Source organism: Streptomyces sp. SID13726 (genome assembly GCF_010548375.1).
GTDB lineage: Bacteria > Actinomycetota > Actinomycetes > Streptomycetales > Streptomycetaceae > Streptomyces.
On the sequence record NZ_JAAGLY010000023.1, the window covers coordinates 90,931 to 115,325 of the forward strand.

Below are 24,395 nucleotides of genomic sequence, written 5' to 3' on the forward strand. Positions count from 1 at the left end.
CGATTTGTGGGGTGCGTGGCAGCATGGGCCGTGTGACGTCACCCGCTCCCGTAGAGATCGAACGCACCGAGTCGGCGGAAGAGGTCTTCGCCGTCCCCGAGCCGGACGTCCCCTGGGTCACCATCGTCCACAACGACCCGGTCAACCTCATGAGCTACGTGACCTACGTCTTCCAGACGTACTTCGGCTACCCGAAGGACAAGGCCACCAAGCTGATGATGGACGTCCACCACAAGGGCCGGGCGGTCGTCTCCAGCGGCAGCCGCGAGGAGATGGAACGCGACGTCCAGGCCATGCACGGCTACGGCCTGTGGGCCACCCTCCAACAGGACCGGAAGTAGCGAATCCCCTCCATGCCAGGAATCTTCGAACCGATCCCCGGCGGCGGCGCGGCCGTCGCGCTCGACGATGTCGAGATCTCCATCATCCGGTCGCTGGCCGTCCAGCTGCTGGAGCTCATCGGGCCCGGGCCCGCCGAGGACGCGCCGGACGACCCGCTCGCCGAGCTCTTCGCGGAGGGGCCGAGCGAGCCGCCGTCCGATCCGGTGCTGAAGAGGCTGTTCCCGGACGCCTACAGCGACCCCGAGGGCACCCCGCAGGCCAAGGAGGCCGAGGAGCAGCGGGCGTACTCCTCGGAGTTCCGCCGCTACACCGAGAACGACCTGCGGGCCGGCAAGCGGGAGACCGCCCTCGCGGTGATCCGCACCCTGGACGCGCTGAACTCCGCCGGTGAGGGCGGGGCGGTGCTCAAGCTGTCGACCGAGGAGTCCCGGCAGTGGCTGGGCGCGCTCAACGACCTGCGGCTCGCCATCGGCTCCCGGCTCGACATCGCCGACGAGGAGGACACCGACCTCCTCTACCGGCTCCCGGACGAGGACCCGCGCAAGCCGATGGTGATGGCGTATCTCTGGCTCGGCGGCCTCCAGGAGACCCTCGTCTCGACGCTTATGCCGTGAGATGTGACGGTTCTGTGTTCGCTCAGAGGACGCTCAAATCCGGATAACGATCACGTCACCGCGCTGACGGCATTCGCTCGCCCCGGAGCCCCTTTGTCCGCTTCTTCCTGTGGTCTGCGCCACATGCCGCCCGGGTGATCATCATTACGGCCGTGATAGATCTTCACGACCGCCCGGCGAACACCACCCGCATGTTCGCCCGGGTGCGCCACCGAGCCGGTCATCGCCGGCCAGGCACTTCGCTCCATTCAGTCCGGGGGGATCGAGATCCGGTCCGAGGCCGACGAGAGGCCCGGTTCGGTATGGAGAAAGGCGCATCACGGATATGACCTCCGCTCAGGTCGAAGAAGGCTCGGGGACCGCCCCGAACCAGTCGGAAGAGGGATACGAGCGCGGGCTCGGCAGCCGCCAGGTCCAGATGATCGCGATCGGCGGCGCCATCGGCGTCGGCCTCTTCCTGGGAGCCGGGGCGAACATCGCCAAGGCCGGCCCCAGCCTCATCTTCATGTACGCCCTCGCGGGCGTGATCATCTTCTTCATCATGCGGGCGCTCGGCGAGCTCCTGCTCTACCGCCCGGTCTCGGGCTCCTTCGCCGAGTACTCCCGCGAGTTCCTCGGCCCGTTCTTCGGCTACTTCACCGGCTGGACGTACTGGCTGATGTGGGTCGTCACCGGCATGGCCGAACTCACGGCCGCCGCGATCTACGTCAACTACTGGTTCCCGGCCGTGCCGCAATGGGTTACCGCCCTGGTCTTCCTGGTGATCCTCTTCGGGGTCAACCTGATCTCGGTGAAGGTCTTCGGCGAGCTCGAGTTCTGGTTCTCGATGGTCAAGGTCACCGCCCTGATCGGCATGATCGTCATCGGCCTCGGCGTGCTCACCTTCGGCTTCAGCTCGGCCGGCGACACCGCCGCGGTTTCCAACCTGTGGGCCTTCGACGGCTTCTTCCCCAAGGGCGTCGGCTCGTCCCTGATGACCCTCCAGGGCGTCATGTTCGCCTACCTCGCCGTCGAGCTGGTCGGCGTCACCGCGGGCGAGTCGGAGGACCCGGAGAAGACCCTCCCCAAGGCCATCAACACCCTGCCGTGGCGGATCGCCCTCTTCTACGTCGGTGCGCTCACCGTCATCCTCTGCGTCGTGAAGTGGACCGAGTTCGCCCCGGGCGTCTCGCCGTTCGTCGAGGCCTTCGCGAAGATCGGCATCCCGGCCGGCGCCGGCATCGTCAACTTCGTCGTCCTCACCGCGGCCCTGTCCTCCTGCAACTCCGGCATGTACTCCACCGGCCGCATGCTGCGGAACCTGGCCGACAGCGGCGAGGCCCCGGCCGTGTTCAAGCGGCTGTCCGCCACCAAGGCGCCCGCGTTCGGCATCACCGTCTCGGTCGTGTTCATGGGTATCGGCGTGATCCTGAACTACGTCGTCCCCGAGAAGGCCTTCGGATACGTCACCTCGGTCGCCACCGCGGCGGGCATCTGGACCTGGCTGATGATCCTGATCAGCCACGTCCTCTACCGCCGCGCGGTGGTCGCGGGCCGCCTGCCCGCCTCCTCCTTCCCGGCGCCGGGCGGCTCGGTCTGCTCGTACATCGCGATCGTGTTCCTGCTCTTCGTGACGGGCCTCATCGCGTACGACGCCGACTCCCGTGTCTGTCTGTACGTGATGGCGGGCTGGGCGGCGGCTCTCGGGGTGGGCTGGGCCGTCCTGAAGTCCCGGAACCCGGGGATCACGGACCGGCCGGAGCCGGAGTTCGAGAAGGTCGGATAGGTCGTCGTCCGGCCGCGGGCCGGTGGGGGCTGATCGCGCAGCTCCCCGCGCCCCTGAGGAGTCGTCCGGCATGTGGGCTGCTTCGTACCGTTCCTCGGTACGGGGCAGCCCTCTGCTTATCCTTTTCCGCATGCTGACCATCACCCAGGCCCTCGTCGACCAGATCGTCGCGCACGCGCGCAAGGACCATCCCGACGAGGCGTGCGGAGTCGTCGCGGGCCCGGCCGGCTCGGACCTCCCGGAGCGCCTCATCCCGATGCTCAACGCGGCGATGTCCCCGACCTTCTACGAGTTCGACTCCGGTGACCTGCTCAAGCTCTACCGCGAGATGGACGACCGCGACGAGGAGCCGGTGGTGATCTACCACTCCCACACCGCGACCGAGGCCTACCCCTCCCGCACGGACATCTCCTACGCCAACGAGCCCGGCGCCCACTACGTCCTCGTCTCCACCGCGGACACCGACGGCCTCGGCGACTTCCAGTTCCGCTCGTACCGGATCGTGGAAGGCGAGGTCACGGAGGAGGAGGTCACGGTCGTAGAGGCGTACTGATCTCGCAATTCGGTCAGAATTCATCCAGCATGCGAGATCACACTCCGGGACCCTGACCGGGAATCGATACGATGAGCCCATGGTTCTGAACGACGTGAGCATCGAGGCGCCGAGCGTGCTGCTCGTGGCGCGGCTGCACGTCGACCTGTGCAGGCTGAACAGCGCCATCTGTTGACGTTCCCTGCCGCCGTACGGCCGTGAGCCGCGGCGCGCGTCGTCGTGCGCCCACCGACCAGAACACTTCCCGACAGGAGCCCGCAACCATGGCCATCGAGGTCCGCATCCCGACCATCCTCCGCACCTACACCGACGGCCAGAAGGCGGTGGAGGGCAACGGGACCACGCTCGCCGAGCTCTTCGCCGACCTCGAGACCCGGCACGCGGGCGTCCAGGCCCGCATCGTGGACGGCGGTGAGCTGCGCCGGTTCGTCAACGTGTACCTGAACGACGAGGACGTCCGCTTCCTCGACGGCATCAACACCAAGCTCACCGACGGCGACAACGTCACGATCCTGCCGGCCGTGGCCGGCGGCATGGCCTGATCGTCGATGCGCTACGACTCCCCGCTGGCCGCGGTGGGCAACACCCCCTTGGTGCGCCTGCCGCGGCTGTCGCCGTCCGCCGACGTCCGCATCTGGGCCAAGCTGGAGGACCGCAACCCCACCGGCTCGGTCAAGGACCGCCCCGCCCTGCACATGATCGAGCAGGCGGAGAAGGACGGCCGTCTCACCCCGGGCTGCACCATCCTGGAGCCGACCTCCGGCAACACCGGCATCTCGCTCGCCATGGCCGCGAAGCTCAAGGGCTACCGCATGGTCTGCGTGATGCCCGAGAACACCTCGCAGGAGCGCCGGGACCTGCTCGGCATGTGGGGCGCCGAGATCATCCCGTCCCCGGCCGCGGGCGGCTCCAACACCGCCGTACGGGTCGCCAAGGAGCTGTCCGCCGAGCACCCCGACTGGGTGATGCTCTACCAGTACGGCAACCCGGACAACGCGGGCGCCCACTACGCCACGACCGGCCCGGAGATCCTCGCCGACCTCCCCTCGGTCACCCACTTCGTCGCGGGCCTCGGCACCACCGGCACCCTGATGGGCGTCGGCCGCTACCTGCGCGAGCAGAAGCCGGACGTGAAGATCGTCGCCGCGGAACCGCGCTACGACGACCTCGTCTACGGCCTGCGCAACCTCGACGAGGGCTTCGTACCGGAGCTGTACGACGCCTCCGTCCTCACCACCCGCTTCTCGGTCGGCTCGGCCGACGCGGTCACCCGCACCCGTGAGCTCCTCCAGCAGGAGGGCATCTTCGCGGGCGTCTCCACCGGCGCGGCCCTGCACGCGGCGATCGGCGTCGGCAACAAGGCGGTCAAGGCGGGGGAGTCCGCCGACATCGTCTTCGTGGTGGCGGACGGCGGCTGGAAGTACCTCTCGACCGGCGTCTACACGGCGGCGACCACGGAGGAAGCCATCGAGACCCTTCAGGGCCAGCTCTGGGCCTGAGGTTCTACCTCGCCAGGTGACGGACCTGGTCCCACAGGACCGGGTCCACCACGCCCGCCTTGCGGCGGAAGTCCCCCACCGGCACCTCGCGCAGCTCGTCCGTCTCCAGGAAGCTCGCGCGCCCCTGCGCGTCGCCCACCGAGCCCGGCGGCAGCGGGATCACCCCGGCCCGCTCGTCGTGGTACTTGCTGGTGATCTTCGCGACGGTGGCCCTCCGGCCGCGCACCGCGAGCACCAGACAGGGCCGGTCCTTGCCGCCCGGCCCGTCCTCGTACGGCACGGTCGCCCACCAGATCTCGGCGGGCCGCGGCCGCAGCCCCGTGGTCCGCCCCGCCGGCCGGGTCGTCCGGTCCGCGCGCCCCCTGGGCCGGTGCCCCCGTCCCCACCCGTCCACGAGCGTGGCGACCAGCGCGAGCAGCACCACCGCCGCGAGCGCGAGCCACCAGGACGTGTCCATGAGGACGACGTTACCGGCGCGCGATCAGCCCCGCGCGCCCTCTGTAAAACCCGCGCGACCCCTCTCTTGCCCCACACGCCCCCGGTCCAGCCGAACCGGTGACACCACAGGTGAGTTCGCCCACAACAGCCCTTGGCGGAGGAGCGACCGGAGGTTTTGCGCCTTACGCTCGACAAACCGCACGACCCCCGACGCACTCAATTGTCAATTCCCGCCAGCGGAGGTTTCTGCTTCATGAAGCTCACCGTCGTCGGCTGCTCGGGGTCGTTCCCGTCCGCGGAATCGGCCTGCTCGAGCTACCTCGTAGAGGCCGACGGCTTCCGGCTGCTACTCGACATGGGCAACGGTGCCCTGGGCGAGTTGCAGCGCCACTGCGGTCTCTACGACCTCGACGCGATCTTCCTCAGCCATCTGCACGCCGACCACTGCATCGACATGTGCGCGTATTTCGTCGCGCGCTACTACCGCCACGACGGCGGCCGCTGCGACCCCATCCCGGTCTACGGCCCCGAAGGCACCGAACACCGCCTCACCACGGCCTACGCCGACACCCCCACCGCCTCCTCGATGAGCGAGGTCTTCGACTTCCACACGGTCAAGCCGTCCACCTTCGACGTCGGCCCGTTCACGGTCCACACCGAACGCGTGGCGCACCCGGTGGAGGCGTACGGCATCCGCGTCGAGCACGGCGGGAAGTCGCTGACGTACTCCGGCGACACCGGAGTGAGCGGGGCGCTGACCGAACTCGCCCGCGACACCGACCTGTTCTTGTGCGAGGCGGCCTTCACGCACGGCAAGGAGAACATCCCCGACCTGCACCTCAACGGCCGCGAGGCGGGTGAGACGGCGACCAGGGCAGGCGCCCGCCGCTTGGTCCTCACCCACATCCCCCCGTGGACCGACCCCCAGGTCAACCTCGCCGACGCGCGCGCGGTGTTCGACGGCCCGGTGTCATTGGCGGCACCGAGACTGTCGTACGACATCTAGCCCCCCCCGCATACGCGAAGGCCCCCGGAGAGGTTCAGGACTCCGGGGGCCTTCGCGTGCGTGGTACGGCCGTGACTACGCCTTGGTGAGGTCCTCGACCTCTTCCTCGGGTTCGCGGCCGGGGGTGGGGAGGTTCCACTTGATGATGGCGAAGCGGAAGACGGAGTAGTAGATCGCCGCGAACACCAGGCCGATGGGGATGATCAGCCAGGGCTTGGTGGCCAGGCCCCAGTTGAGGAAGTAGTCGATCGCACCGGCCGAGAAGCTGAAGCCGTGGTGGACGCCCAGTGCCCAGGTGACGGCCATGGACACGGCGGTCAGGACCGCGTGGATGACGTACAGCACGGGGGCGATGAACATGAAGGAGAACTCGATCGGCTCGGTGATCCCCGTGACGAACGAGGTCAGGGCGAGCGACATCATCATGCCGCCGACGGCCTTGCGGCGCTCGGGACGGGCGGTGTGCGTGATGGCCAGGGCGGCCGCCGGGAGCGCGAACATCATGATCGGGAAGAAGCCGGTCATGAACTGACCCGCGGTCGGGTCACCGTGGAAGAAGCGGGGCAGGTCGCCGTGCCAGACGGTTCCGGAGGAGTCCTTGAAGGTGCCGATCTCCTGCCAGGCCACCGTGTTGACGAACTGGTGCATGCCGACCGGGAGCAGGGCGCGGTTGATGGCACCGAAGATCGCCGCGCCGACGGCGCCGAGGCCGGTCATCCACTCGCCGAAGCTGGTGATCACGTCACCGATGGGCTCCCAGACCAGGCCGAAGAAGACACCGACGGCGGTGCCGATGAAGGCCATCAGGATCGGCACCAGGCGGCGGCCGTTGAAGAACCCCAGCCAGTCGGGGAGCTTGGTGCGGTGGAAGCGCTGCCAGGTGACGGCGGCTATGAGGCCCATGATGATGCCGCCGAGCACCTTGGGGTCGTTGTAGGTGGCGGCGACGTCAGCACCCTTGGTGATCTTTGCGTCGGTGATCGGGAACGCGGTCAGCACGTTCTTGTAGACCAGGAAACCCACCAGCGCCGCCAGCGCCGTCGACCCGTCGGACTTCTTGGCGAAACCGATCGCGATACCGACGCAGAACAGCAGTGGCAGGTTGGAGAAGACAGCGTCACCGGCGGTCATGAACACGGCCGCGACCTTGTTCCAGCCGAGGCCGTCCTTCCCGAACACGTCGTCCTGACCGAGACGCAGCAGGATGCCCGCCGCCGGCAGTACGGCGATCGGGAGCTGCAGGCTGCGGCCTACCTTCTGCAGGCCCTGCAAAAGGCCTGATCCCCACTTCTTCGTGGGCGCCGCCGAGGGCGCGGTGGCGGTGCTCATGACGCTTCCTCCATCGGGTGGTGGTCTACACCACTCAGTGGTGTAGACCTGTTGTACACGATGGAGCCGTTATAAGGAACCCGTCAGTTCCGCAACCGGAGGACTACACCTTGGTGACGTCCTCGACCTCCTCCTCGGGCTCCCGCCCGGGGGTCTTCAGGTCGAATCTGGTGATCGCGAAACGGAAGATCACGTAGTAGACGGCCGCGAAACACAGCCCGATCGGGATGATCGCCCACGGCTTCGTCGCCAGGTTCCAGTTGATGATGTAGTCGATCAGCCCGGCCGAGAAGCTGAAGCCGTCGTGTACCCCGAGCCCCCACGTGACCGCCATCGACACGCCCGTCAGCACCGCGTGCACCGCGTACAGCAGCGGCGCGATGAACAGGAACGAGTACTCGATCGGCTCGGTGATCCCCGTCACGAACGAGGTCAGCGCGACCGAGAGCATCAGGCCCCCGACCTCTTTGCGCCGCTCCGGCTTCGCGCAGTGCGTGATCGCCAGCGCCGCCGCAGGGAGCGCGAACATCATGATCGGGAAGAACCCGGACGTGAACTGCCCGGCGCTGGGGTCACCGGCCAGGAACATGTTGATGTCACCGTGCACCTGCGAACCGTCCGGCTTGGTGTACGTCCCGAACTGGAACCAGATGGGCACGTTCAGGAACTGGTGCAGCCCGATCACGAGCAGCGCCCGGTTCGCGACACCGAACAGCCCCGCGCCCCACGCCCCCGCGTCCTTCAGCCAGTCGCTGAAGTTCTCCAGACCGTCACCGATCGGCGGCCACACCCACAGGCACAGCGCCGCGAACGCGATGGCCACGAACGCCATGATGATCGGCACGAGCCGGCGGCCGTTGAAGAAACCGAGCCAGTCCACCAGCTTGGTGCGGTGGTACCGCTGCCAGAAGAACGCCGTCAGCAGGCCCATCACGATCCCGCCGAACACCCCGGGATTCTGGTACGTGAACGCCACCACCGTGTGGTCGACCGTCGCCTGGCACCCGATCCCCTGCACGGCCTTCGCCCCGCTCGGACAGTCCTCAGGGAACTGCTTCAACACCGAGAAGTAGACGAGGAATCCGGCCACCGCCGCCAGCGCCGTGGAACCGTCGGACTTCTTCGCCATCCCGATGGCCACACCCACGCAGAACAGCAGCGGCAACCCCAGCGAACCGTCCAGCAGCGCCCCGCCCGCGCCCATCATCACCTTGGAGACGTTCGTCCACCCCAGACCGTCGTCCCCGAACACGTCCGGCTGGCCGAGCCGGTTGAGGATGCCCGCGGCGGGCAGTACGGCGATGGGCAGCTGAAGACTGCGGCCCATCTTCTGAAGCCCCTGGAACGCGGCCTGCCGGCGCCGGCGTGCGGGTGAGATCTCGGTTTCCGAACTCATCAGTTGGCGACCGCCTGTCAGGTGGTGTAGACCAGTCACGGACGATGTGGTTGCTGTGACGTCATCTTTCGGTACGAACGCCGCAATCGCTCGCGAAGTTGGGCCAACTGTGCGTGAGGAGACCGAAATGGCCAGCAAGGCAGAGAAGATCGTCGCGGGACTCGGCGGCATCGAGAACATCGAAGAGGTCGAGGGCTGCATCACCCGCCTGCGCACCGAGGTCCTCGACGCGAGCAAGGTCGACGAGGCCGCCCTCAAGGCCGCCGGCGCCCACGGCGTCGTCAAGATGGGCACCGCGATCCAGGTCGTCATCGGCACCGACGCCGACCCGATCGCCGCGGAGATCGAGGACATGATGTGAGCGGCGGGGTGTGATCCGGGCGGCGGGGCGTGAGGTGGGCGTCGAGACGTGAGGTGAGCGTCGAGGCGTGAGGTGAGCCGAGCGGGCCGAGCCGTCACCCGGGAGGCCGATAGGCTCAGCGCCATGTCTCGAATCGACGGCCGCACCCCCGAACAACTCCGCCCGGTCACCATCGAACGCGGCTGGAGCAAGCACGCCGAGGGCTCCGTCCTCGTCTCCTTCGGCGACACGAAGGTCTTCTGCACCGCCTCGGTCACCGAAGGCGTCCCCCGCTGGCGCAAGGGCAGCGGCGAGGGCTGGGTCACCGCCGAGTACTCGATGCTGCCCCGCGCCACCAACACCCGCGGCGACCGCGAGTCCGTCCGGGGCAAGATCGGCGGCCGCACGCACGAGATCAGCCGGCTCATCGGCCGCTCCCTGCGCGCGGTCATCGACTACAAGGCACTCGGCGAGAACACCATCGTCCTCGACTGCGACGTGCTCCAGGCCGACGGCGGCACCCGCACGGCCGCCATCACCGGCGCGTACGTCGCCCTCGCCGACGCCGTCTCCTGGGCCCAGAGCAAGAAGCTGATCAGGGCCGGCCGCCAGCCGCTGACGGGAACCGTGAGCGCGGTCTCCGTCGGCATCGTCGGCGGAGTCCCGCTGCTCGACCTCTGCTACGAGGAGGACGTGCGCGCCGACACCGACATGAACGTCGTCTGCACCGGCGACGGCCGCTTCGTCGAGGTCCAGGGCACCGCCGAGGCCGAGCCGTTCGCCCGCGACGAGCTCAACTCCCTCCTCGACCTGGCCGTCCTGGGCTGCTCCGAACTCGCTGTCCTCCAGAGCAAGGCGCTTGATACGGTCCTCGAAAGGTAAAGGGAACGCCAAGAACGGTGGCCGGTGGGGGCAACCCGACCGACCGCCCCGGCGTCTTCAGGGATACGGGCGCCCGCTGTGCACAACGGGCGCCCGGCCAAGCAAACGGGGGCCTCCCGAGGCCTGCCCAAGGGAGGGAACACATCCATGGCCGCGAGCCGACGCCGCCGTAGTCGCCGTATCGCCACCATCGCCGCCGCGGTGGCCGCCGTAGGACTGACGGTCGGCCTCACCACCGGCTGCGACGCCGTCAGCAAGGCGCTGGACTGCGTCCAGACCGCCGAGGCCGTCGCCGACAGCGTCACCGACCTCCAGCAGGCCGTGGAGAACGCGTCCAACGACCCGACGCAGATCGACGACGCCCTCGCCTCGATCGACCAGAACCTCGACGAGATCGGTGACAAGACCGACAACACCGACGTCAACAAGGCGGTCGACGACCTGAACGCGGCGGTGGCCAACGTCCGTACGTCCGTGAAGAACGGCGACGAGACCCCGGACCTCAGCCCCGTCACCGACGCGGCCGGCGAACTCACCAAGGTCTGCACGCCGTAATACTGGTGGGCATGACCCGCCTGATCCTCGCCACCCGCAACGCCGGCAAAATCACCGAACTCCACGCGATCCTCGCCGACGCAGGTCTCCCCTTCGACCTCGTCGGCGCGGACGCGTACCCGGAGATCCCGGACGTCAAGGAAACCGGCATCACCTTCGCCGAGAACGCCCTGCTCAAGGCCCACGCCCTGGCCCAGGCAACGGGCCTGCCCGCGGTCGCCGACGACTCCGGCCTCTGCGTCGACGTCCTGAACGGCGCCCCGGGCATCTTCTCGGCCCGCTGGTCGGGACGGCACGGAGACGACAAGGCCAACCTGAACCTCCTCCTGGCCCAGCTATCCGACATCGCGGACGAGCACCGCGCCGCCCACTTCGCCTGCGCGGCGGCCCTGGCCCTCCCGGACGGCACGGAACGAGTCGTCGAGGGCCAACTCCGAGGCACCCTCCGCCACACCCCGTCCGGCACGAACGGCTTCGGCTACGACCCGATCCTCCAACCGGACGGCGAGAGCCGGACCTGCGCGGAGCTGTCGGCAGCCGAGAAGAACGCGATCAGCCACCGGGGGAAGGCGTTCCGGGGGTTGGTGCCGGTGGTGCGGGAGCTGTTGGGCTGATCTCTGGTGCGGCCGGAGGGACTCGAACCCTCACGGGAGTTACCCCACTGGGACCTAAACCCAGCGTGACTGCCAATTCCACCACGGCCGCCTGGCACTGCCCGGTCATGTTACCGGGCAGTGCCACTCCTACGGTCCCCGATATGTCCGTCAGATCGACAGGTCCTTCAGGAGCTTCGCCACGTGCCCCGTGGCCCGCACGTTGTACAGCGCCCGTTCCACCTTGCCCTCCTCGTCCACGATGATCGTGGAGCGGATGACGCCCAGGTAGGTCTTGCCGTAGTTCTTCTTCTCGCCGTAGGCCGCGTAGGACTCGGTGACCGTCTTTTCCGGGTCGGCCAGCAGGGTGATCCTCAGGGATTCCTTGTCGCGGAACTTGGCCAGTTTCTCCGGGGCGTCGGGGGAGATGCCGATGACGTCGTAGCCCGCGCCGGCCAGGACCTCCAGGTTGTCGGTGAAGTCGCAGGCCTGCTTCGTGCAGCCGGGGGTCAGGGCGGCCGGGTAGAAGTAGACGATGACCTTGCGGCCTTTGTGGTCCGACAGGGAGACGTCGTGGCCGTCGGCGTCGGGCAGGGTGAAGGCGGGGGCCACGTCCCCGGGCTGGAGTCGCTCGCTCATTGGGCCAGCGTAACCGGGGGTCCTGACAGTGCGGTCGCGGGCGGAACTGACAGACTGTCCAGGACGACAACGAGAAAGCGACTTCGGAGGCCTGCCGTGGCGGACACGTCGGACATCAGAACCCCGGCGCAGATCGAGGCGGACATCAAGCGCCGCCGCGAGGTGCTGGCCGAGACGCTCGACGAGATCGGGGTGCGGGTGCACCCGAAGACGATCGTCGGCGACGCCAAGGCGAAGGTCGTCTCCAACATCGACCACACGCTCGGCCGGGCGTACGTCGGCGTCAACCGGGCCGTCACCGATGTGAAGGGCCGCTTCGTGGACGAGGAGGGCGCTCCCCGCCTGGAGCGCATCGTGCCCGTCGCCCTCGTCGCCGTGGGGCTCGTGGGGCTGCTCGCCCTGGGCACCCGGCGCCGGAAGGGCTGACCCCGGCGGCGCACACGCGCCCCGGAGGCAGGTAGGTTCAGTGCCGTGAGCGCCAACAGAAACGACACCCAGCACGACAAGCTGCCCATCCGGATGCTGCACGACCGCGTACTCGTGCGGCAGGAGAACGGTGAGGGCGAGCGGCGGTCGGGCGGGGGCATCCTGATCCCGGCCACCGCGGCGGTCGGGCGTCGGCTGGCCTGGGCCGCGGTCGTCGCGGTGGGTCAGAACGTACGGACCGTGGAGCCGGGCGACCGGGTGCTGTACGACCCCGAGGACCGCGCCGAGGTCGAGGTGCGGGGTGTCGGGTACGTGCTCATGCGCGAGCGTGATCTGCATGCCGTGGCGGCGGACCGGTTCGAGGGCTCCGAGGACTCGACCGGCCTGTACCTCTGAAACGGCGGTACAAAGGGGCTGGTGACCATGGTCACCAGCCCCTTTTGTCGTTCCTTTGCTAGCTTTGAAGGTGTCCGCCCGACGAGACGCGCCGTACCGGGATCGACGTAGAGGTACAGGAAAGACGACGCACCCCTGTCAGAGATCGTGTCTCGGAGGTGCCTGTCATGGCCTGGGTTCTGCTCGTCGTCGCCGGTCTGCTGGAGGTCGGCTGGTCGATCGGGATGAAGTACACCGACGGTTTCACCCGCCTCGTGCCCAGCCTGTTCACCGGCGCGGGCATCGTCGCCAGCATGCTCCTGCTGTCGTACGCCGCCAAGGACCTCCCCATCGGGACCGCCTACGGCGTCTGGGTCGGGATCGGTGCGGCCGGGGCGGCGGTGCTCGGCATGGTGGTGCTGGGTGAGCCCGTCACCGCCGCCCGGATCTTCTTCGTGTGCCTGCTGCTGGTCGCCGTGGTGGGGCTGAAGGCGACCTCGGGTCACTGAGCGCGGGTCATTCCCGCCGGGACGTCGTCACCGGGCCGCCGCCCGCTGTCGTTCCTCCGGTCGAGCCGTCCGTCGTACCGCCGCCGGTGGCGTCACCCGTCGTACCGCCGTCGGTGGTGCCGCCGGTCGAGGTGTCCCCGGTGGTGCCGCCGGTCGTGGTGCCGCCGTCGGTGGTGCCGCCGGTCGTCGTGGTGCCGCCGGTGGTGCCGCCCGTCGTGGTGGTGCCGCCGGTGGCGTCACCCGTCGTGCCGCCGTTGTTCTGGCCCTGGGTCTGGCCCTGCGTCTGGCCCTGGGTGTCCTGGCCGCCGGTGGTGTCGCCCGTGGTGCCGCCGTCGTCCTGGCCGCCCGTGGTCGGGTCGGTGGGGGCCTGGCTGCTCGGGGCCTGGTTCTCGGCGCCCGCCTGGAGTTCGAGGTCGAAGTCGGAGACCGGCTTCCCCTTGAGCGCGGCCTTGGTGTACTGCGCCCAGATCTCGGCCGGCGGGCCACCGCCGTTGACGCGCTCCAGGCCCAACGCGCCGTACAGCGACTTGTGCGCGGCGGTCACCGGGTCCTGGCCCATCACGGAGACGACCGTGGCGAGTTCGGGGGTGTAGCCCGCGAACCAGGCCGCGGTGTCCTCCTCGGCGGTGCCGGTCTTGCCCGCGGCGGGCCGGTCGGCGCCCTGGGCCGCGGTGGCGGTGCCGTTGTCGACGACGCTCTGCAGGATCGAGGTGGTGGTGTCGGCGGCCTCGCGGCTGATGGCCTGGGTGGTCTTCTGCGCGGGCAGCTCGACGTTCTCCGTGCCGTCCTTGGTGATCTTGTCGATCATCGTGTACGTGCCGTGCTTGCCGTGGTTCGCGAGCGTGGCGTAGGCCTCCGCCATGTCGAGCACGCTCGCGGTGTTCACGCCGAGCGCGATCGAGGGGGACGCCGTGAGGTCGGGGGTGTCGGCCGGGATGCCCATGTCGATCGCGGTCTGCTTGACCTTGTCGGAGCCGACGTCGACGGCCATCTGCGCGTACACCGAGTTGACGGACTTGTCGGTGGCCTCGCGGACGGTGATCTCGCCGTAGGAGCCCTGGTCCTCGTTCTCCGGGGCGTAGGTGCCGCCGCTCCACCCCACGACCGGGCGCTTGTTGGTGCCGTCGTAGTAGGTGTTCGGGGTGATGAGCTGGCCGTCCTGGGTCTCGGAGTGGTTCTGGACGGCGGCGGCGAAGACGAGGGACTTGAAGATGGAGCCGACCTGGAAGTCGCCGCGGGTCGCGCCGTTCGTGTACTGCTTGACGTAGTCGATGCCGCCGTACATCGCGACGACCTTGCCGGTCTTCGGGTCGACCGAAGCGCCGCCCGCGCGGACGTAGTTGTCGGCCTTGTTGTTCTTCTTGTCGAGCTTCTTCATCACCTGGTCGTCGACGGCCTTCACGAAGGCGTCCTGCTTGCTCTTGTCCAGGGTGGTGGTGATCCGGTAGCCGCCGGCCTCCAACTCGTCCGTGGTGACGATCTTGTTGGTGGTCAGGTAGTCCTTGATCGCCTGCACGATGTAGCCGCGCTGCCCGGACAGGCCGGTGGAGACGGTCTGTTCCTTCGGCATCGGGAACTTCAGGCCGGTGCGCGCCGACTCGGCCAGCCAGCCCTTCTTGACCATGCCGTCCAGGACGTAGTTCCAGCGGGCCTCGGCGGCCGCCTTGTTCTCGGGGTGCGCGACGACGTCGTACTCGCTCGGCGCGTTGACCAGTGCGGCGAGATAGGCGGCGCGGGCCGGGTCGAGGTCGATGGCGTCCTTGCCGTAGTAGGCCTGGGCGGCGGCCTGGATGCCGTAGGCGTTGCGGCCGAAGTAGCTGGTGTTGAGGTAGCCCTCCAGGATCTCGTCCTTGGACTTCTCGCGGTCCAGCTTGATCGAGATGAAGAACTCCTTGGCCTTGCGGGTGACCGTCTGCTCCTGGGCCAGGTAGTAGTTCTTCACGTACTGCTGGGTGATGGTGGAGCCGGACTGCTTGCCCTTGCCGGTGGCGGTGTTCCAGGCGGCGCGGAGCATGGCCTTGGGGTCGACCGCGGACTCGGTGTAGAAGTCGCGGTCCTCGGCGGCCAGGATGGCGTGCTGCGCGTCCTTGGAGATCTGCGCGAGGGTGGTGTTCTCGCGGTTGACCTCGCCGTCGCGGGCGAGCTGGCTGCCGTCGGCGTAGAGGTAGACGTTGGACTGCTTGGTGGCGAGGGCGTTGGCCGGCGGGATCTTGACCATGGAGTAGCCGAGGTAGAACAGGCCGGCCAGGAGGAGCACGCCGAGGACGAAGGTGCCCAGCACCATGCGCCAGGTCGGGATCAGCCGTCGCCAGCCCGTGCGCTTCGGCCGCTTGGGCTTCTTGGCCTTCTCACCGCCGGGCTCTTCAGCCGCCTGCGGGTCTCTCGGTGCCCAGCCCTCGGTCGGCTGTTGCGGCTGGTCGCTCATCTCGTGCACGGACTCCTGTTTCGCGTCGTACGTTCCCGTACGACCTCGTACGCCTTCTGCGCCCCCTGTTGAAGACTCTCGCACCATGCGTTCCGTTCCCGGATATGGCGCGCGTCTCGCCCAGGAAAATGGGTGGCCCGCCTCGTCACCTGCGCACTAGGCTCCTGCGCTTCGGTGTCGGCGGGCCGAGGAGGGCTGTGGATGTGGGTTCCGGGCGGTTGTACGCGGCCGTCGCGGCGGGGGGATTCAGACGGTACGCGACCTACCGGGCGGCGACGCTCGCAGGGGTGTTCACCAACACCGCTTTCGGTGTGATCCTCGTCTACACGTATCTGGCGCTGTGGGACGAGAAGCCCCATCTCGGGGGCTACGACCAGGCGCAGGCGGTGACTTACGTGTGGCTGGGGCAGTGCCTCTACGCGACGCTGGCGATCCAGGGCGGCGGCGCCGAGAAGGACCTGATGGACCGGATCCGCACGGGCGAGATCGCGGTCGACCTGTACCGGCCGGTCGACCTTCAACTGTGGTGGCTTTCCCACGACTTGGGGCGCTCGATGTTCCAGATGCTGGGACGCGGGGTGATCCCCTTCGTGTTCGGCGCGCTCTTCTTCCCGATGGCGCTGCCCACGGACGTCACCTCCTGGGCGGCCCTGCTGGTCGCGCTGTTCCTCGCGATGACGGTCAGCTTCGGGATCCGCTACCTGGGCGCGCTGAGCGCGTTCTGGCTCATGGACAGCCAGGGCGTCGCCCAGACCCTGATGATCACGGGGGTCTTCTTCTCGGGCATGGTCCTGCCGCTGAACGCCTTCCCCGGTGAGTTCGGCGAGATCGTGCGGGTGCTGCCGTGGGCGGCGCTGATCCAGATGCCGGCGGACGTGCTGATGGGGGAGACCGACCCGCTCGGGGCGTTCGCCTTCCAGGCGGTGTGGGCGGTGGCGCTGCTGGCGGCCGGGCGGCTGCTTCAGCGGGCGGCGACCCGGCGGGTGGTGGTGCAGGGTGGCTGAGACCTTCGCCGGCACGTCCAGGGCGCGGGAGGGCCTGCGGGCCTATCTGCTGATCGCCGGGATGTGGATCCGGTCCTCCATGGCCTACCGCACCTCCTTCGTCTTCACGGCGGTCGGCAACTTGGTGGTGACCGCCATGGACTTCGCCTCGATCCTGCTGATGTTCGCGCAGGTCGACTCGCTGGGCGGCTGGACACTGCCCGAGATCGCCTTCCTCTACGGCCTCTCGGTGACCGCCTTCGGCCTCGCCGACCTGGTGCTCGGCTCGATGGACGTGCTGGGCGCCCGGATCCGCGACGGCTCCTTCGACATCCTGCTGGTGCGGCCCGCGCCGGTGCTCGCGCAGATCGGCGCGGACCGCTTCGCGCTGCGCCGCCTCGGCCGGATCCTCCAGGGCGCGGTGGTGCTGGGCTGGGCGCTGACGGCGGTCCACGTGGAGTGGAGCGCGGCGAAGGTGCTGCTGGTGCCGGTCATGGTGGTCAGCGGCGCGGTGATCTTCAGCGCGCTGTTCGTGGCGGGCGCGGCCTTCCAGATCTACGCGCAGGACGCGAGCGAGGTCCAGAACGCGTTCACCTACGGCGGTACGACCCTGCTCCAGTACCCGCCGACGGTGTTCGGGAAGGACTTCGTGCGGGGCGTGACCTTCATGCTCCCGCTCGCCTTCGTCAACTGGGTGCCCGCCTCCTATGTGCTGGGGCGGCCGTACCCGCTGGCGCTGCCCGACTGGGCGGCCTTCGCGCCGCCGCTGGTGGCGCTGGCGTGCAGTGTGCTGGCCGGGCTGGCCTGGCGGGCGGGTCTCGGTTCATATCGGAGTACGGGGAGTTAGCGATGGACGTGGCCATGGGCTCGGCGGCGGACGCCTTCATTGAACTCGACCACGTCGAGAAGGTCTTCGACGTGCGCAAGAAGACCGGCTTCCTGAAACGCGAGCGGCGCCAGGTGCGGGCGGTCGACTCGATCTCCTTCACCGTGGCGCGCGGCGAGATGGTCGGGTACATCGGCCCGAACGGCGCCGGCAAGTCGACCACCATCAAGATGCTGACCGGCATCCTGACCCCGTCCGGCGGCCGGCTGCGGGTGGCCGGCATCGACCCGTCCCGCGAACGCACCCGGCTGGCGCACCGGATCGGGGTCGTCTTCGGCCAGCGGACCACCCTGTGGTGGGACCTCCCGCTGATCGACTCCTACAAGCTGATGCACCGCATGTACCGCATCCCGGACGCCCGTTACCGCGAGAACCTCGACCGCTGTGTCGAACTCCTCGAACTGAACGCCCTGTTGGACGTCCCGGTACGCCAGCTCTCGCTCGGCCAGCGGATGCGCGGCGACATCGCGGCGGCCCTGCTGCACGACCCCGAGGTGCTGTACCTGGACGAGCCGACGATCGGGCTCGACGTCATCTCCAAGGCCAAGGTGCGGGGATTCCTGCGGGAGTTGAACACCGAGCGCGGCACCACGGTCCTGCTCACCACCCACGACCTCCAGGACATCGAGCAGCTCTGCTCCCGTGTGATGGTCATCGACCACGGGCGCCTGATGTACGACGGTCCCCTCACCGGCCTGCACGAGGTGGGCGAGAGCGAGCGCACGCTCGTCGTGGACCTGGAGCGGGAGCTGCCGCCGATCGAGGCGGCGCCGGCGCGGGTGGTGAAGGTGGAGGGACCCCGGCAGTGGCTCTCCTTCCCGGCCTCCGAGTCGGCGGCGGCGCTGGTGGCCCGGGTGGCGGCGGAGTACCCGCTGGTGGACCTCTCGGTGCGGGAGCCGGACATCGAGGCGGTGATCGCGAAGATGCTGTATTCCATGGGGGGCACCCCCACACCTCCGCCCGAGCGATCGGTCTCGTAGCCGTGCGGTGAGGGAACTCGTAGGCTGACGGCATGACCGACGAGCTTCCAGAACTCAGGGCTTCCGACGCCGATCGCGAGCGAGTCGCCGAGGTTTTGCGGGACGCCCTCGCCGAGGGGCGGCTCGACATGGAGGAGTTCGAGGAGCGGCTGGAGGCGACGTACCGGGCCCGGACGTACGGCGAGCTCACGCCGATCACCCGGGACCTGCCGGTCGGACAGGTGGTCGCGCCCAAGGTCGACATGGTGAAGAGGCCCGAGCAGGACGGGAGTTGGCCGTCCCGGATCGTCGGCGGCGAGGGCTCCTCGACCTGGGCCGTCGCCATCATGTCCGGGTTCCAGCGCCGGGGGCGGTGGACCGTGCCCAGGCGGTTCAACTGCTTCGCCTTCTGGGGCGGCGGGGAGATCGACCTGCGCGACGCGAACTTCGCCGACGGCGAGGTCGAGATCAACTGCGTCGCGATCATGGGCGGGGTGCAGGTGATCGTTCCGCCGGGCGTCGAGGTCGTGGTCCGCGGCATCGGGATCATGGGCGGCTTCGACCACCGCGAGGAGGGTGTGCAGGGGGATCCCGGGGCGCCCCGGGTCGTCGTCACCGGATTCGCGTTCTGGGGTGGCGTGGGGGTCGAGCGCAAGCTGACCAAGGCGGCCCGGCAGCGGCTCCGGGAGGAGCGGCGGCAGCAGCGGCTGGAGCGGCGCGAGGCCGTTCGGGAGCTGAAGGAGTCGATCCGGGACGATGCGTACGAGGCGCATCGCAGGATGCTGGAGGGGCACCGGGAGCGTCGCCGACGGGGGGAGGACTGAGGGGTTCGTCGGCGGGTGCGGGTGCGGGTGATGGTGCGGGTGCGTGGTGGCTGGTCGCACGGTCATCCCGAGCCGCACCCACTGCTTTTGGGGGCGCGGGGAGCTGCGCGACCAGCCCTCACCGGCCGGCACCTACAGCCGGGCCGCCACCGACCCCGTCAGATCCCGAAGGGCGAACGTGTCGGCCATCCGCTCATAACCCCGGTCGTTCGGATGCAGCCGGTCCCCCGAGTCGTACAGCGACCGCAGCCGCCGCGGGTCGTACGGATCCCGTACCGCCTTGTCGAAGTCGACCACCGCGTCGTAGACCTTGCCCGACCTGATCTCCGCGTTGATGGTCTCGCGGACGTTCTCGCGGGCCGCGGTCCAGGTCGGGCGGTCGCCGAAGGGCATGAGGGTCGCGCCGACGACCTTGATGCCGTGGGCGTGCGCCTGGCGGACCAGGTCACGGAGCCCGGCGACGATCTTGTGCGGGTCGGCGAGGCCCGGGTTGCGGAGGATGTCGTTGACGCCGAGGTCGATCACGACGACCTTGACGTTGGGGCGTTCGAGCACGTCACGGGTGAAGCGGCGGATGCCGGCCTGGTTCTCCAGGGGGCGCCCGCGGGCGTCCGCGAGGACCTGGTTGCCGCCGATGCCCGCATTGACGACGCTGTAGCGGGGCAGGTGCTGCCCGTCGGCGAGAGCCGTGCGCAGACGCCGGTTCAGATAGTCCGGCCAGCGGTTGTTCGCGTTGGCCGTCGAGTTCTTCCCGTCCGTGAGCGAGTCGCCGAACGCGACCACCGTGCCGTACGCCTCGTCACCGAGCACGTCCAGCGCGGTCAGATACCGCCAGCTGTCCACCTGCTCGGTGTACCCGGTGCCGGTCAGGTCCTCGGTGAGGTCGCCCTCGGCGGCGTACGACGTCTGCCGGGCCGTCGGGTGGTAGGTGACCGGACCGGACAGGGTCGGGGAGTAGGTGGTGACCAGGACGTCACCGCCCGCCGGGACGGCCAGCGCGACGGCGTCGCTGAGCACCTGCGCCCCGGCCGCGATGATCACCGTGGTGTTGCCGGCGAAGGTGAGCCGCCGCATGGTGCCCGTGGTGGCCGCGGCGGTCTCCCTGCCGGCGGCCAGCGCGATGGAGGCGTGGGTGATGGTCAGCGCGCTCCGGCCGTAGAGATTGGACAGCGTGATACGGGCACTCGTACCGCCGACACTGGTGTGGACGACGTTGCGGACGGAGCGGCCCGCCATGCCCTCGGTCTGGGTGCCGGGCTCGGCGCCGACCGGGGAGGCGGACCAGGCGCCCACCCAGAGCCCGGCGGAGGCGGGTGCGGCGGAGGGGCGCGAGGGCCGTGAGCCGGACAGCGAGGTCCGGTCCTTGGTGCCTGCGTCGGCCGCCACTCCGACATAGATGGCGGTGGACATGGCCACGATCACGGCGACGATCGCGGCGAGCAGGGCGTAACCATGACGCCGTGTCATGTGGTGCTGTTCTCCTCAGGAGATGGGAGCCCGGGGCTCCGATCTGATGAACTCATCATGAGGCATCGGACCCGGACAAGTGACCAGACCCCCTCCGGTTCCCCCGTCCGGTCAGACGCCGGGAACTCTTGTTCCGTTCCGGGAGTCGGTCAGGAAGGGACAATGTGTGAGGGATCACCGAACGGGTGGAGCGGATGGAACGCACGAAACCAGAGGAAACGGGACCTTCTGACGTAGAGCAGCATGCCCGTACGACCGGGGCGGCGAACCGTGCCGTCCCCGCTTCGGCCGTACGCGCGATGACGACCTTCAGCGAGGCGGACCTGGAGAAACAGCGCGGTGTCCGCCGTATGAAACTCACCGCGACCGGGCTGCTGCTCTTCGTGGCGCTGGTGTACGTGCTGGCGAAGTGGGCCTCCCACGAGGGTGCGGGGGCCTGGGCCGGCTATGTGGCGGCGGCCGCCGAGGCCGGCATGGTCGGTGCCATGGCCGACTGGTTCGCGGTCACCGCCCTCTTCCGGCACCCGCTCGGCCTGCCCATCCCGCACACCGCGATCATCCCCACCAAGAAGGACCAGCTGGGGGTGTCCCTGGGAGAGTTCGTCGGCGAGAACTTCCTCTCCGAGGACGTCGTACGGCAGCGGCTGCGTGCCGTGGGGATCGGGAGCCGGCTCGGGGCCTGGCTGGCCGAGCCCGAGCACGCCGACCGGGTGACCGCCGAGCTGTCGGCCGCGCTCCGGGGCGCCCTGACCGTGCTGCGGGACTCCGACGTCCAGGCCGTGGTCGGCGAGGCGATCACCCGGCGGGCCGACGCCCAGGAGATCGCGCCCGGCATCGGGAAGATGCTGGAGAAGGTCGTCGGCGACGGCGGCCACCGCAGGGTCGTGGACCTGGTGGTCGCGCGGGCCCACGACTGGCTGGTGCTCCACGACGCGCAGGTCATGGACGCGGTGCAGGGCGGCGCGCCCGGCTGGACCCCGCGTTTCGTCGACAAGAAGGTCGGCGAACGGGTCTACAAGGAGCTGCTGCGCTTCGTCACCGAGATGCGGGACATGCCCTCGCACCCGGCGCGCGGGGCCCTGGACCGGTTCCTGACGGACTTCGCCTCCGACCTCCAGTCCGACACGGACACGCGTGCGCGTGTCGAGCGGCTGAAGGGCGAGGTGCTGGGGCGCGGCGAGGTCCAGGACCTGATCGCGTCCGCCTGGACCGCCGTACGGTCGATGATCGTCTCCGCCGCCGAGGACGAGCGCAGCGAGCTACGGCTGCGGGTGCGGGCCTCGCTGCTGTCGCTGGGGGCGCGGATGGCCGCCGATCCCAAGGTGCAGGCCAAGGTCGACGGCTGGGTGCAGGGGGCCGCCGTGTACGTCGTCACGACCTACCGGGGCGAGATCACCTCCCTGATCACGGACACCGTGGCCGGGTGGGACGCCGAGCACACCACGAAGAAGATCGAGGCGCACATCGGGCGTGATCTGCAGTTCATCCGGATCAACGGCACGGTGGTGGGGTCGTTGGTGGGGTTGTTGATCTACACGGTGTCGCGGGTGGTGGGTGCGTGACGGTGTCGCGGGTGGTGGGTGCGTAGAGCGGCTGGTCGGGAGCGGTGGGTGCGTAGAGCGGCTGGTCGGGGGCACTCGGGTCGGGTTCGCTCGATGGCGAGCTCGATGACGAGGGAGCCCTTCCGTGACCACCGCCCAGGCCGGCAGCGGCCGTACCGTGACGACGAACATCCCCGCCCGGCTCGACCGGCTGCCCTGGTCCCGCTGGCACTGGACGATCGTCATCGGGCTCGGCACCGTGTGGATCCTCGACGGCCTGGAGGTCACGGTCGTCGGCAACATCGCGAGCCGGCTGTCGGAGCCGGGGAGCGGTCTCGCCATCTCCTCCGGGCAGATCACCGGTGTCGCCGCGGCGCTGTACGTGGCGGGCGCGTGTATCGGCGCGCTGTTCTGGGGGCGGCTGACGGACCAGTGGGGCCGCAAGAAGCTGTTCATGATCACGCTGGCGGTGTATCTCGCGGCCACGGCGCTGACGGCGGTGTCTTTCGACTCCTGGTGGTTCTTCCTGTTTCGCTTCCTGACCGGGTTCGGGATCGGCGGGGAGTACGCGGCGATCAACTCCGCGATCGACGAGCTGATCCCGGCGCAGTACCGGGGGCGGGTGGATCTGATGATCAACGGGAGTTTCTGGCTGGGGGCGGTGGGTGGTTCCCTGCTGTCGATTCTCGCGCTGAACACGGAGTTCTTCCCGAAGGACGTGGGGTGGCGGCTGACGTTCGCGCTGGGGGCCGTGCTGGCGTTCGTGATCCTTCTCGTACGGCGGCATGTGCCCGAGAGTCCGCGGTGGCTGCTGATCCACGGGCGGGACGAGGAGGCGGAGCGGATCGTCACCTCGATCGAGGAGCGGGTGGTGGAGGGGCGCGGTGGTGAGCCCCTGCCCGCGGCCGAGGGGGAGCTCACGATCCATCAGCGGCGGGGTGTGTCGTTCCTGGAGATCGCGCGGACGGTGTTCTCGGACTACCGGCGGCGGTCGGTGCTGGGGTTCTCCCTCTTCATCGGGCAGGCGTTCCTGTACAACGCGATCACGTTCGGGTTCGGGGCGATCCTCACGACGTTCTTCGACGTGCCGACGGGGGACACGGGGTACTACTTCGCCGTCATCGCGGTCGGCAACTTCTGTGGGCCGCTGTTGCTGGGGAAGCTGTTCGACACGGTGGGGCGGCGGGTGATGATCTCGTCCACGTATCTGCTCTCGGGGCTGCTGCTGTTCGTGACGGCGTGGTTGTTCGGGCGGGGGTCGTTGGACGCGACGACGCTGACGGGGTGCTGGTGTGTCGTGCTGTTCTTCGCTTCCGCGGGGGCGTCGAGTGCGTATCTCACGGTGTCCGAGGTGTTTCCGATGGAGACCCGGGCCATGTCGATCGCGTTCTTCTATGCGCTGGGGACTGCTGCGGGGGGTATCAGTGGGCCGCTGTTGTTCGCTGATCTGACGAGTACGGGGGTTGTGGGGGATACGGTGCTGGCGTTTCAGATCGGGGCGGGGTTGATGTGTGCGGCGGGGGTGGTGGCGGCGGGGTTGGCTGTTCGGGCGGAGCGGCGGTCGTTGGAGGATGTGGCTACGCCGTTGACTGCGGTGGGGTGACGGTTGGGTGTGGGCGTGTGCGGGTGTCGGCTGCGGGTTCGGTGGGGGCGGGCGTTTTGCGCAGTTCCCCGCGCCCCTGGATGCCTGCGGCAGCCTGTTTCGCCCCGGTGGGGGCGTGTGTAGCGCGTTCGGTCCGGTGGTGGGGTCGGGGCCGGGGTGGGGGGTATCCGTCCTCGGTCCGGCGGTGGCTGTCGTTTGATTGGTACGGGGTGATGGACGCCGGCCGCTGCGGGCGGACACCCCCCACCCCGTCCCCTGCGCGCCGTACGCGGCCAACGGTCCATTGGGGTGCGGGCCGACTGCAACTCCCTAGGGGCGCGGGGAACTGCGCGACCAGCCACGACGGACCTGTACTCGCCAGACAACAGAACCCGGCACCCCAATAGGCGCCCAACGTGCCCTCACAACGCAGGCCGGCTGCAGCTCCCCAGGGGCGCGGGGAACTG

Annotated in this window: 27 protein-coding genes and 1 tRNA gene; 21 read left to right on the forward strand and 7 right to left on the reverse strand. The window is 69.1% G+C overall.

The annotated features are described in order from the left end of the window. Positions 1 to 23: 23 nt before the first annotated feature. The 7 genes from clpS (at position 24) to G3I78_RS38345 (ending at position 4,773) form a co-directional block, all read left to right on the forward strand. Entirely contained in the window at positions 24 to 341 is a 318-nt protein-coding gene (clpS, locus tag G3I78_RS38320; RefSeq protein ID WP_164433466.1) for an ATP-dependent Clp protease adapter ClpS, read from the forward strand. 12 nt (positions 342 to 353) lie between these two features. Next, positions 354 to 956 (forward strand): DUF2017 domain-containing protein, encoded by a 603-nt coding sequence (locus tag G3I78_RS38325; RefSeq protein ID WP_164433468.1) that lies wholly within the window; start codon positions 354 to 356, stop codon positions 954 to 956. A gap of 325 nt (positions 957 to 1,281) precedes the next feature. Then, positions 1,282 to 2,721, forward strand: coding sequence for an amino acid permease (locus G3I78_RS38330; RefSeq protein ID WP_164433470.1), 1,440 nt, complete (start codon positions 1,282 to 1,284; stop codon positions 2,719 to 2,721). A 130-nt stretch (positions 2,722 to 2,851) separates the two neighbouring features. Beyond that, entirely contained in the window at positions 2,852 to 3,274 is a 423-nt protein-coding gene (locus G3I78_RS38335) for a M67 family metallopeptidase (protein ID WP_164433472.1), read from the forward strand. Positions 3,275 to 3,353: 79 nt separating this feature from the next. Beyond that, positions 3,354 to 3,449 carry a putative leader peptide gene (locus tag G3I78_RS53320; protein WP_343243959.1) on the forward strand — a complete coding sequence of 32 codons (96 nt, stop codon included), beginning with the start codon at positions 3,354 to 3,356 and terminating at the stop codon, positions 3,447 to 3,449. An 88-nt stretch (positions 3,450 to 3,537) separates the two neighbouring features. Further along, entirely contained in the window at positions 3,538 to 3,816 is a 279-nt protein-coding gene (locus G3I78_RS38340; protein WP_062031359.1) for a MoaD/ThiS family protein, read from the forward strand. A gap of 6 nt (positions 3,817 to 3,822) precedes the next feature. Then, on the forward strand, positions 3,823 to 4,773 hold the full coding sequence (locus tag G3I78_RS38345; RefSeq protein ID WP_164433475.1) for a cysteine synthase: 951 nt from the start codon (positions 3,823 to 3,825) through the stop codon (positions 4,771 to 4,773). A 4-nt stretch (positions 4,774 to 4,777) separates the two neighbouring features. Here the strand turns inward: G3I78_RS38345 and G3I78_RS38350 are convergent, their stop codons facing one another. After that, on the reverse strand, positions 4,778 to 5,230 hold the full coding sequence (locus G3I78_RS38350; protein ID WP_164433477.1) for a type II toxin-antitoxin system PemK/MazF family toxin: 453 nt from the start codon (positions 5,228 to 5,230) through the stop codon (positions 4,778 to 4,780). 234 nt (positions 5,231 to 5,464) lie between these two features. Here G3I78_RS38350 and G3I78_RS38355 point away from each other — a divergent pair, with 234 nt between their 5' ends. Then, on the forward strand, positions 5,465 to 6,217 hold the full coding sequence (locus G3I78_RS38355) for an MBL fold metallo-hydrolase (protein ID WP_164433479.1): 753 nt from the start codon (positions 5,465 to 5,467) through the stop codon (positions 6,215 to 6,217). 75 nt (positions 6,218 to 6,292) lie between these two features. On the opposite strand, the gene G3I78_RS38360 is transcribed toward G3I78_RS38355, so the two are convergent. Together G3I78_RS38360 and G3I78_RS38365 are read right to left on the reverse strand one after the other, a co-directional pair. Further along, entirely contained in the window at positions 6,293 to 7,546 is a 1,254-nt protein-coding gene (locus tag G3I78_RS38360) for a PTS transporter subunit EIIC (RefSeq protein WP_164433481.1), read from the reverse strand. 103 nt (positions 7,547 to 7,649) lie between these two features. Then, positions 7,650 to 8,942: a PTS transporter subunit EIIC gene (locus G3I78_RS38365; RefSeq protein ID WP_164433483.1), complete on the reverse strand. Its 1,293-nt coding sequence runs from the start codon at positions 8,940 to 8,942 to the stop codon at positions 7,650 to 7,652. Positions 8,943 to 9,069: 127 nt separating this feature from the next. On the opposite strand from G3I78_RS38365, the gene G3I78_RS38370 reads away from it, so the two are divergent. The 4 genes from G3I78_RS38370 (at position 9,070) to rdgB (ending at position 11,333) form a co-directional block, all read left to right on the forward strand. Further along, positions 9,070 to 9,303 (forward strand): PTS glucose/sucrose transporter subunit IIB, encoded by a 234-nt coding sequence (locus G3I78_RS38370; protein WP_164433485.1) that lies wholly within the window; start codon positions 9,070 to 9,072, stop codon positions 9,301 to 9,303. Between the two features lie 123 nt (positions 9,304 to 9,426). Continuing rightward, positions 9,427 to 10,164: a ribonuclease PH gene (gene rph, locus G3I78_RS38375; RefSeq protein ID WP_164433487.1), complete on the forward strand. Its 738-nt coding sequence runs from the start codon at positions 9,427 to 9,429 to the stop codon at positions 10,162 to 10,164. Positions 10,165 to 10,311: 147 nt separating this feature from the next. After that, positions 10,312 to 10,719 carry a hypothetical protein gene (locus G3I78_RS38380; RefSeq protein WP_164433489.1) on the forward strand — a complete coding sequence of 136 codons (408 nt, stop codon included), beginning with the start codon at positions 10,312 to 10,314 and terminating at the stop codon, positions 10,717 to 10,719. Positions 10,720 to 10,730: 11 nt separating this feature from the next. Next, positions 10,731 to 11,333: an RdgB/HAM1 family non-canonical purine NTP pyrophosphatase gene (rdgB, locus tag G3I78_RS38385; RefSeq protein WP_164433491.1), complete on the forward strand. Its 603-nt coding sequence runs from the start codon at positions 10,731 to 10,733 to the stop codon at positions 11,331 to 11,333. A 4-nt stretch (positions 11,334 to 11,337) separates the two neighbouring features. Here rdgB and G3I78_RS38390 read toward each other — a convergent pair. Next, positions 11,338 to 11,424: transfer RNA gene (locus G3I78_RS38390), tRNA-Leu, on the reverse strand. Between the two features lie 59 nt (positions 11,425 to 11,483). Then, complete coding sequence (gene bcp / locus G3I78_RS38395; RefSeq protein WP_164433493.1) at positions 11,484 to 11,951, reverse strand: thioredoxin-dependent thiol peroxidase; 468 nt, start codon at positions 11,949 to 11,951, stop codon at positions 11,484 to 11,486. 96 nt (positions 11,952 to 12,047) lie between these two features. Between bcp and G3I78_RS38400 the strand changes: the two genes are divergently transcribed. The 3 genes from G3I78_RS38400 to G3I78_RS38410 all read left to right on the forward strand — a co-directional run bounded on the left by G3I78_RS38400 (position 12,048) and on the right by G3I78_RS38410 (position 13,261). Beyond that, positions 12,048 to 12,377 (forward strand): DUF3618 domain-containing protein, encoded by a 330-nt coding sequence (locus G3I78_RS38400; protein ID WP_164433496.1) that lies wholly within the window; start codon positions 12,048 to 12,050, stop codon positions 12,375 to 12,377. Positions 12,378 to 12,422: 45 nt separating this feature from the next. Then, the gene (locus tag G3I78_RS38405) at positions 12,423 to 12,773 is read left to right on the forward strand and encodes a co-chaperone GroES (RefSeq protein WP_164433498.1); all 351 of its coding nucleotides are present in this window, start codon (positions 12,423 to 12,425) and stop codon (positions 12,771 to 12,773) included. A gap of 167 nt (positions 12,774 to 12,940) precedes the next feature. Then, entirely contained in the window at positions 12,941 to 13,261 is a 321-nt protein-coding gene (locus tag G3I78_RS38410) for an SMR family transporter (protein ID WP_164433500.1), read from the forward strand. Positions 13,262 to 13,268: 7 nt separating this feature from the next. Here the strand turns inward: G3I78_RS38410 and G3I78_RS38415 are convergent, their stop codons facing one another. Further along, entirely contained in the window at positions 13,269 to 15,686 is a 2,418-nt protein-coding gene (locus G3I78_RS38415) for a transglycosylase domain-containing protein (protein ID WP_164433501.1), read from the reverse strand. 203 nt (positions 15,687 to 15,889) lie between these two features. Between G3I78_RS38415 and G3I78_RS38420 the strand changes: the two genes are divergently transcribed. The 4 genes from G3I78_RS38420 (at position 15,890) to G3I78_RS38435 (ending at position 19,338) form a co-directional block, all read left to right on the forward strand. Next, positions 15,890 to 16,690, forward strand: coding sequence for an ABC-2 family transporter protein (locus tag G3I78_RS38420; protein ID WP_164433537.1), 801 nt, complete (start codon positions 15,890 to 15,892; stop codon positions 16,688 to 16,690). Positions 16,691 to 16,751: 61 nt separating this feature from the next. Next, entirely contained in the window at positions 16,752 to 17,516 is a 765-nt protein-coding gene (locus G3I78_RS38425) for an ABC transporter permease (RefSeq protein WP_164433539.1), read from the forward strand. Positions 17,517 to 17,518: 2 nt separating this feature from the next. After that, positions 17,519 to 18,535 (forward strand): ABC transporter ATP-binding protein, encoded by a 1,017-nt coding sequence (locus G3I78_RS38430; RefSeq protein WP_203616073.1) that lies wholly within the window; start codon positions 17,519 to 17,521, stop codon positions 18,533 to 18,535. A gap of 32 nt (positions 18,536 to 18,567) precedes the next feature. Beyond that, on the forward strand, positions 18,568 to 19,338 hold the full coding sequence (locus G3I78_RS38435) for a DUF1707 domain-containing protein (protein ID WP_164433503.1): 771 nt from the start codon (positions 18,568 to 18,570) through the stop codon (positions 19,336 to 19,338). Positions 19,339 to 19,470: 132 nt separating this feature from the next. Here the strand turns inward: G3I78_RS38435 and G3I78_RS38440 are convergent, their stop codons facing one another. Beyond that, positions 19,471 to 20,805 (reverse strand): SGNH/GDSL hydrolase family protein, encoded by a 1,335-nt coding sequence (locus G3I78_RS38440; protein WP_164433505.1) that lies wholly within the window; start codon positions 20,803 to 20,805, stop codon positions 19,471 to 19,473. Between the two features lie 194 nt (positions 20,806 to 20,999). On the opposite strand from G3I78_RS38440, the gene G3I78_RS38445 reads away from it, so the two are divergent. Together G3I78_RS38445 and G3I78_RS38450 are read left to right on the forward strand one after the other, a co-directional pair. Next, positions 21,000 to 22,367, forward strand: a complete 1,368-nt coding sequence (locus G3I78_RS38445) for a DUF445 domain-containing protein (protein ID WP_164433507.1) — start codon at positions 21,000 to 21,002, stop codon at positions 22,365 to 22,367. Positions 22,368 to 22,491: 124 nt separating this feature from the next. Then, positions 22,492 to 23,949 (forward strand): MFS transporter, encoded by a 1,458-nt coding sequence (locus G3I78_RS38450; protein WP_164433508.1) that lies wholly within the window; start codon positions 22,492 to 22,494, stop codon positions 23,947 to 23,949. Positions 23,950 to 24,395: the final 446 nt, after the last annotated feature.